Annotated in this window: 6 protein-coding genes and 1 riboswitch; of the genes, 5 read left to right on the top strand and 1 reads right to left on the bottom strand. The window is 23.9% G+C overall.

The annotated features are described in order from the left end of the window. Positions 1-213: 213 nt before the first annotated feature. The gene (hdcC, locus tag CLTHE_RS13360) at positions 214-1671 is read right to left on the bottom strand and encodes a histidine-histamine antiporter (RefSeq protein WP_080023894.1); all 1458 of its coding nucleotides are present in this window, start codon (positions 1669-1671) and stop codon (positions 214-216) included. A 594-nt stretch (positions 1672-2265) separates the two neighbouring features. Continuing rightward, positions 2266-2329: riboswitch (Fluoride riboswitch) on the top strand. 375 nt (positions 2330-2704) lie between these two features. Between hdcC and CLTHE_RS13355 the strand changes: the two genes are divergently transcribed. The 5 genes from CLTHE_RS13355 (at position 2705) to CLTHE_RS13335 (ending at position 7766) form a co-directional block, all read left to right on the top strand. Continuing rightward, positions 2705-5407, top strand: a complete 2703-nt coding sequence (locus CLTHE_RS13355; RefSeq protein ID WP_080023893.1) for an acetate and sugar kinases/Hsc70/actin family protein — start codon at positions 2705-2707, stop codon at positions 5405-5407. Positions 5408-6594: 1187 nt separating this feature from the next. Beyond that, positions 6595-6903: a DUF6718 family protein gene (locus CLTHE_RS13345; RefSeq protein WP_080023891.1), complete on the top strand. Its 309-nt coding sequence runs from the start codon at positions 6595-6597 to the stop codon at positions 6901-6903. A gap of 89 nt (positions 6904-6992) precedes the next feature. Then, positions 6993-7226, top strand: coding sequence for a hypothetical protein (locus CLTHE_RS13340; protein ID WP_080023890.1), 234 nt, complete (start codon positions 6993-6995; stop codon positions 7224-7226). After that, complete coding sequence (locus CLTHE_RS17065; RefSeq protein WP_242945652.1) at positions 7214-7426, top strand: hypothetical protein; 213 nt, start codon at positions 7214-7216, stop codon at positions 7424-7426. The genes CLTHE_RS13340 and CLTHE_RS17065 overlap by 13 nt, the downstream gene beginning before the upstream one ends. After that, a complete protein-coding gene (locus tag CLTHE_RS13335) occupies positions 7398-7766 on the top strand; it encodes a P-loop NTPase family protein (protein WP_242945651.1) in 369 nt (122 codons plus the stop codon). Before CLTHE_RS17065 ends, CLTHE_RS13335 begins: the two co-directional genes overlap by 29 nt. Positions 7767-8051 lie beyond the last annotated feature (285 nt).

Here is an 8051-nt window from a genome sequence, read left to right as displayed (position 1 = left end):
AATTAACAATAAATTACTAGTGATAAAAATTTTTTATGAAAATCAAAATCTTTTAAACTATATAAAATTTAAATATTAACTATATAAAATTTTTCTAAATTAAGAAATAAATAAACTATTTGTTTTAAATTAGTGAAATTTTTAGAAGTTATTAAAAAAAAAATAAGCTTAGTAGAAAATTTTAATTTTCTACTAAGCTTATTTAAAAATTTATTACTTAATTAAAGCGTAAATACCATAAATTGCAACTAATACAATTATAACGGCAAATATAATTTCGCCTTTACTAAATATTTTTTTACCATGTTGTTTTCTAGCTAATATATAAAGTGGAATTCCGATAGCATAGAAAATAAATGAAATAAATGTATATTTAATTTGTGCAGAATATGCCATGAAAATAATATACAAAAATGCAAGGATACCAATTGCTAATGCACTTTTCCTGCTATGTTTTGTATTCACAGCAAAATCATTACTATCTTTATTTTTACTAATTTTAATTAAATACATTGCTGAAAATAAGTATGGTGGAATAGTCATAACCCCAACAATAGTTAAAAGCATTTGATAAGCACTACTATCAAAATGGGCAATTAGAATAACTGCTTCAATTACAATAGTTGCTATAATAATTGAGAATGCAGGAACACCTTTTTTAGAGATTTTAGCAAAAGCTCTAGGGAATGAACCTTCATCTGCAGCAGCATGTTGAGGAAGTTCAGCTAACATTTGAATCCATGAAATCCAACTTGAAAAAACAGCAAATAACAATGCAACAGTTATTACATCACGTCCAAGAGTACTATGCCATAAATTCATAAGAATATATGCAGTAGATGGTGAAGTCATATTAGTTAATTCGCCATATGAATATACACCAAGTGAAAGCATACCTACAGCAGCAAACATTACTAAGCAAACAACAAAACCGATAATTGTTGCTTTAGATACTTGTCTTACATCCTTTGCTTTACCAGACATAACAACAGCACCTTCAATACCTCCAAATAACCATAATGTAACCATCATAGTATTCATAACTTGGTGTATAATGCTTCCCATAGGTTTATCTTGTAAAGATGGAACAGCCCTAGTTGCTGCTGCGTTAGCAGTAAATGTGTGTAAATTAAAATGGAATAGAACAGTTGCTAAGAATACAAAAACGACTGCAAGCATAAAAGCTGTAGCAACTTTTTGTATTCCACTTGAAATTTTTACACCTTGAAGAACTAAAGCAGTAATTAACCAAGTAATAATGGATGCACCTATAACTGCTGGCCAGTTATTACCACCAGTGAAAACACCTGGGAAAAAATAATTTAATGTACTCATAACTAAAACTGCATATGCAGCATTTGCAGCACATTCACAAATAAAGTAAGCCCAAGCAGTAAAAAATCCACTAAATGGTCCAAAACCAACTTCAGCATATTTATATAATCCAGCGGTTAAATTTGGTTTAACATCACTAAGAATAACGAACATTTTTGCAATAAACCAAATACCTATACCAGTAATAATCCAAGATATAAACTGAGCTGTAACCCCAGCTTCCATAGACATATTTTTAGGTAAATCAAAGACTCCTGATCCAACCATAGCACTAATACAAAGTGCAATAAGTCCAACTAATCCAAGTTTACCTGCTTTTGATTTATCTTCTTCCATAGTAAAATCTTCCCTTCAAAAAATAATCTATGTAAGAATTAAGATGACTGCCTTTACATATTATTCTACACCTTGATTTTAAACAAGTCCATATTTACATTCATTTACATAGTTTAATAAACAATTATCAGGTTATAGGAAGAAGTAGAGTAATAGTTTTTGTGATAATTATAATAATTTGTAGTTCGATTATTTATAATAAAAAACACAAAAACAATATAGCTAACCAAGGCACTAAAATAGAGGTTAAGAAGAACGAAGAAAAAGTTAGTCCAATATCTAATATTCAAAAACCAAAGATGTTAACTGAAAAGAACTAGGTAAAAAGGAAAAAGAAGCTACTGAAGAATGAAATTTAAATTTGAACTCAATATTAACACAGACAAGATTAGAGATAATAGTAACAAATATATATGCATTTGTAGAAGTTTTAGTGAAGAATAAAGTAAAAGGACTAAATTGATAATAAATGAAAATATAGTAGTTATAAAGATAAATTTAACTTTATTTTAAAATAAAGTTTATTAAATGAATATTGAAAAATAAAATTTTTTAAGATAGAATTTAAGCATAAGAGAAAACAAGACTAAAAAGTGAATAATAGGTTATGAAGTTAACCTTTAACCGCTTATTAAAAGCTAATGACTTCTACAAATTTTGTAGAAGTCATTAGCTTTTTTTATTTTTAAAATTTACTATAATGGAAAATTTTTCTTTGGAATTTTAATTAGGAAAGGAGTAGTTATTTTATAAATTTTATTAAAATAACAATAGTTAAAATGAGTAATACAGGAAATTGAAATTAGAGTAGTTAAATTATATGATTTTATGTTTGATTTATAATTAAAATTATTTGTAAGTCAAAATTATGATTTAGATAAATATCAATTATTTTTTTGAAAATTTTGAATGAAAGTGATTAATAATAATTATTATTATTGATTTTATTTTAAATTTATAAGGTTTTAACCCAAATAAGAAAAATAATGATTATTATCTCAATCTAAAATTTATATTTTAGGAGAATTTTAATATGGAAACAAAATGTATAAAAAAAATTTATAGACCTTTAGAAAATGAACTAAAAAAAATTGAAAAACATCTTAAAATTGTTTTAGATGAAATAAACTCTATTAATAATTGGATTTATATAGAGAATAAGAAAATTATAATAAATAGAGACCAAGCTAAAGTAATAGTAAACAGTTTATATTACAATAATTCTAATGTTATGTATGGTGTGGATATTGAAGAGATAAAAAATCAATATAAAGAATATTTTTCTTTTGAAGGATTCAATACATGGACTATACCTAATTTAGATGAAATTAAAAGACTTGTTAGAACTTCTATTGAATATCCTAATAAAACTAGAGATGTAGAAATGAAATTTAAAGATGGAATAAGAGCTTTCTTGCTTTGTGACGATATGGGAAAAACTGCAAGATATAGGATTGAAAGTCCTGGTGTTTTTAGTGGACCTGCATCAATTTTCCCTATTATTAGAATAGAACCAAAAAATGTATTTGGAGTATTAAAATTTATTTTAGATAATAAGCTTATTATAAAAAATTTTAAAAATAAAGAAAGTCTAAATATACTTACAGAATTTAATTCAGTATATCCTCTACTATGCAGTGAATCTCTTAAATTAGATAGAGATAAAATATATAAGGATTTAAAGAATGACTCTTTAAAGTATATATTTAAAAATAATATTGAAGATATTTATGATGAATTTTTAAATTATGATAAAAGAAGAATAGGAATTGAAGGATATGATAAAAAACTTTTAGAGGATATAAATAGAGGAGATTGGGACTTATATAAATATGAATTTAATAATAAAAAAGAATCTGATGTTTATGTATACTTTGATAAGGAAATAGTAGCTAGAAATCCAATGTCTGATATTAAAGAAAATGGGATTGTAGCTATTGATTTTGGAACTAAAAGTACTGTTGTAGTTTATCAGGAGAAAAATGAACACAGTATTCCTATGAGAATTGGAGCTATTAATTTTAAAAGTGAAGTTTTAGAGTCACAATACGAGAATCCAACAGTTATGGAGTTTATTGATATAGATAACTTTTTAAAATCATATAATTTAGAAGAGGGAAGACCTGAAACTAAATGGGGAGATTTAACTATTTCACATACAGCTAATAATGAACTTTTAAATAATGATAGTTTTGATTATTATTCATATATGAGTGATTTAAAAATGTGGTGTGGAAGTAGTGATAGAAAGGTTAGAATCATAGATAAAAAGGGATTAACTATAGATTTACCAAACTTTATAGACATTAAAGAAGGTGAGTTTAATCCTATAGAAATTTATGCTTATTATATAGGAAGTTATATAAATAATATGCAAAATGGAATATATTTGGAATATATTTTATCTTTTCCTGTAACTTATGATGAAGTCATAAAGAATAAAATTATAGAATGTTTTAAAAGAGGAATAAGTAAATCACTTCCTGAAATTATATTAAAAAATAGAAAAATTAAAGTTGTAGAGGGAGCAAGTGAACCTGCTGCATATGCAATATCTGCATTAAAATCATATGGGTTTGAACCAGATGAAAATGAAAATATTTATTATGGAGTATTTGATTTTGGTGGAGGAACTACAGATTTTGATTACGGATTATATAGAATAGCTGATGATGATAAAGAGGATAGATTTGATTATGTTATAGAACATTTTGGTGCTGGAGGAGATAGATATCTTGGAGGAGAAAATCTTTTAGAACTTTTAGCTTTTAATGTATTTAAAGACAATGCAAATTTATTAAGAAAAGAAGAAATAACTTTTACACTACCATCTGAATGTAATGTATTTGTTGGTTCTGAAATATTAATAAAAGAATCTAAGGAAGCTAGACTAAATATGAGACAGCTTATGGAGAGTCTAAGAGCAATTACTGAACACCATAAAAATTATAAAGAAAAATATAAAGATGGAATAAAATTAGATTTCTATAAAAATGACGGTACTTTAATTAAAAATATAAAGCTTAATATTAATTTAAATAAGCTTGAAAATATTTTAGAAGAAAGAATAAGAAAAGGGATATTTAGCTTTTTTGAATCACTTAATGACTCATTTAAGGCTGAATCAATAGAAAATGTTAAAAAAATAAATATACTTCTTGCAGGAAATTCAAGTAGATCTCAATTAGTAAATAATATTTTTAAGGAGCTTATAAAAGAAAAAAATGATATAAAATATGATTTATATCCACCTCTTAGAACAGAAGCTTCTTATAAGAAACTAGAGGAATTATCAATTAAATTTGATAGAGATGATTTAGAAAAGCCAACAGGTAAAACAGGAGTTGCATTTGGGCTTATTGAAAGCAGAGGTGGTGGATCTATTAAAGTTATAAATAGAGAAAATAAATTTAAATATTTTGTAGGAAGACAAAAGAGAAAGAATTTTAAATTAGTATTAGATAAAAATATAGAGTTTAATAAATGGGTTAAATTTATAGATGCAAGTGAAGAGAATTTTGAAATATACTATACAACTCTTCCAATAGCTAGAGGAAATAATTTAAGTACTACAGATATAGAAAGACTAAGACTTGAAATAGAAAAAACATATGATGATGCTAATATTTACATAAGAGCAGTTGGTTTAGATAAAATAGAATATGTTGTATCAAGAGATGATATGATAAAAGAATGTAAGTATTTAAGTGAAATAGTTCAGATAAAATTAGATTGAATTTTAATATAACTATATGATGTACATATATTTAAAATTAAAAAATAAAAAGATTTCCTATTAGCATTGCTTGAAATGTTAAGTCCTATATGGGGGAACTTCTATTGGCTCTTGGTTTTTATTTAATATTATATATTCTTTTATTTATTAATTTTTTTATTCTACTATACTATTTTAGTTTGTTTATTCTATATAGGATACCAAGTTTTTGGCGTTTGATGTAGTTGCAGTCAAAAATTGATAAATTACTATGTAAGGCAAAAAGAAATTAATTTAAGAAATCTAGAATTAAAGGGATAAGAGGGATTTTGAGAGGTTTAAAAATTGTTGAAAAAATGAAAAAAATTCAAGCCTTACAATTAGAAGAGAATGTAAAACAAAAGTTGATTTAAAGAAAATTGCAAAAAATAAAGGGCTTACAATGAGTGAATTAATAAATGAATATGTTGTAGATATAATTGAAAGAGAAAAATTTAAAAAGTATAGTGAGAGCAATTAGAAAAAAAGTTATTACTTTTGAGGAAAATTTAAGAAAGTTTAAGAATAAGTTTGAGTGATTATAAAAAAAAGAAAACTATAAAGCAATTTATAGTTTTCTTTTTTTGTCAAAATAATTAAAGATAGTATTTAATAAAATATAAAAAATAATAGTAAAAAATAATTCAATTAAAATAAGTTGTATCATAAAAACTCCTTATTATATTTTTTTATATAGTTAAATTTCAATAGAAAATATCGTGTTAAAAATATAAATATTAAAATCTCTCCACCCATAGTTAATTCATATTGATATGGAATAGAAAGAATAATAATATGCGTTAAGCAGATAAGTATAAGAAATATGCAGAAAATTTTTAATAAAAAATGTTCAAGTTTATAGAAAGAAGCATCTATTACTTGATATTTAGATGAATTAAAAAAAATAGAATCGCCTTTTTTAGGAAAAATCAAATTTTTAAGAAATATAACAAGAAAAAGAATGGTAATTATAATATTACTATACATAATAATTGGATTGCCTCCTTAAAAAATTGTTATAATCGAATTGTAAAAAAATATCTTAATTCCATTATAATACATATACAAGAGGGGTGTATATGGAAAAAATATTATATAAGCAAAGTGCGAAATATTTGGGAAAAGAAATAAATTTAGATGATGTTAAATAAAAAGGTTGGTGATATGTAATGGAAACTATTATTTTAAGAAAAGCTGATAGGATAGGTTCATTTGGTTATAATGGTAGATTGAAAAACTTAGAAGAATTAGATGAAAAAGTATTAGGGACTGGAATAGAAATAGTAATAGTTAATAATATAGAAGATTATAAGGAATATTATCCAGTTGAATATTTAGAAACAGAAGAAGAATTTATAGAAAAGTTTAATGAATTATATTCTAAATCAGAAAAGTTAACTGTTACAGAATATATTTTAAGAAAAATAGAAAAATATAAAAATGATTTGAATAACTCCAAAATATATAGAAGAAAATAGAGGGAAAATGAGTGTAATTACAGAATATTTTATGTAATTACACTTATTTTTTTATGTAATGACAAATAAAAAGGTGTAATGACAATGATATGAGTAAAAAAGAGTTGATACAATTCATAATAAAAGTAGAAGATAAAAAAAGAATTAAAGAAATAGCTGAAAAACAAGGCAAATCAATAAGTGAGATACTTTGTAATTACATAAACGAGATAATAGAAAGTGAAGATATTAAAGAAAAATATCAATATAAATTGGAAGAAAAAATTGTAATGACAGATGAAAAGCTTATAAATTTAAAGAAAAAAATGAAATGGGATTATTAAAAGTAAAAAAGGAAGGTGCTATAAATGAAAAAAATAATTATTATAGGCTGTCCTGGAAGTGGAAAAAGTACATTTTCAAAAAATTGCATAGAGAAACAGGAATACCTTTATTTCATTTAGATATGATTTATTGGAATGCTGATAAAACTGTGGTTGAAAAAAAATGTATTTATGGAAAGGTTAGAAAATATAATTCATAAAGAAAGTTGGATAATTGATGGGAATTATGAATCAACTATAGATATAAGATTAAAAGCTTGTGATACTGTATTTTTTCTAGATTATCCAGTGGAATTATGTATTAAAGGGATAAAATCTAGAAAAGGAAAGGCACGTACTGATATGCCTTGGTTTGAAAAGATAGAAGAAGAGGATGATGAATTTATAACTTTTGTGAAAAACTATAATTTTATAAATAAACCAACTATAATGAACCTTTTAAAGAATGCAAATGATAAGAATATAATTATATTTAAAAGTAGAAAAGAATCAGAAGAATATTTATCTTTTTATTTAAAAAAGGATTTTAATAAAAAATAGAATTTATATTACAAGGAATAAATAGAAAAATAATTTTGCTAAAATACTATAATGCGAAATAAGTGTTCAAGAAAATTAAATAAATATAGTAAATGCAAAGCTTTAAGCACCTTTTTAGGTGCTTTTTTTATGTTCTAAATGAGAATTTAAAGAAAATAAATATAAATTTAATTGAGAATATTTATATGATTTTTATAGATTTACATTTTATTAAATTTTATTTACATTTTGCTCATAACTTTTTGTATTAAAAGTAGCATATTTAGTATGAAAGAAGATTTAAAA

It is taken from the genome of Clostridium thermobutyricum DSM 4928 (assembly GCF_002050515.1).
GTDB classification, from domain to species: Bacteria; Bacillota; Clostridia; order Clostridiales; family Clostridiaceae; genus Clostridium; species Clostridium thermobutyricum.
The sequence above is the reverse complement of the archived record's forward strand: the minus strand, read 5'-3'. Positions and strand labels throughout refer to the sequence as shown.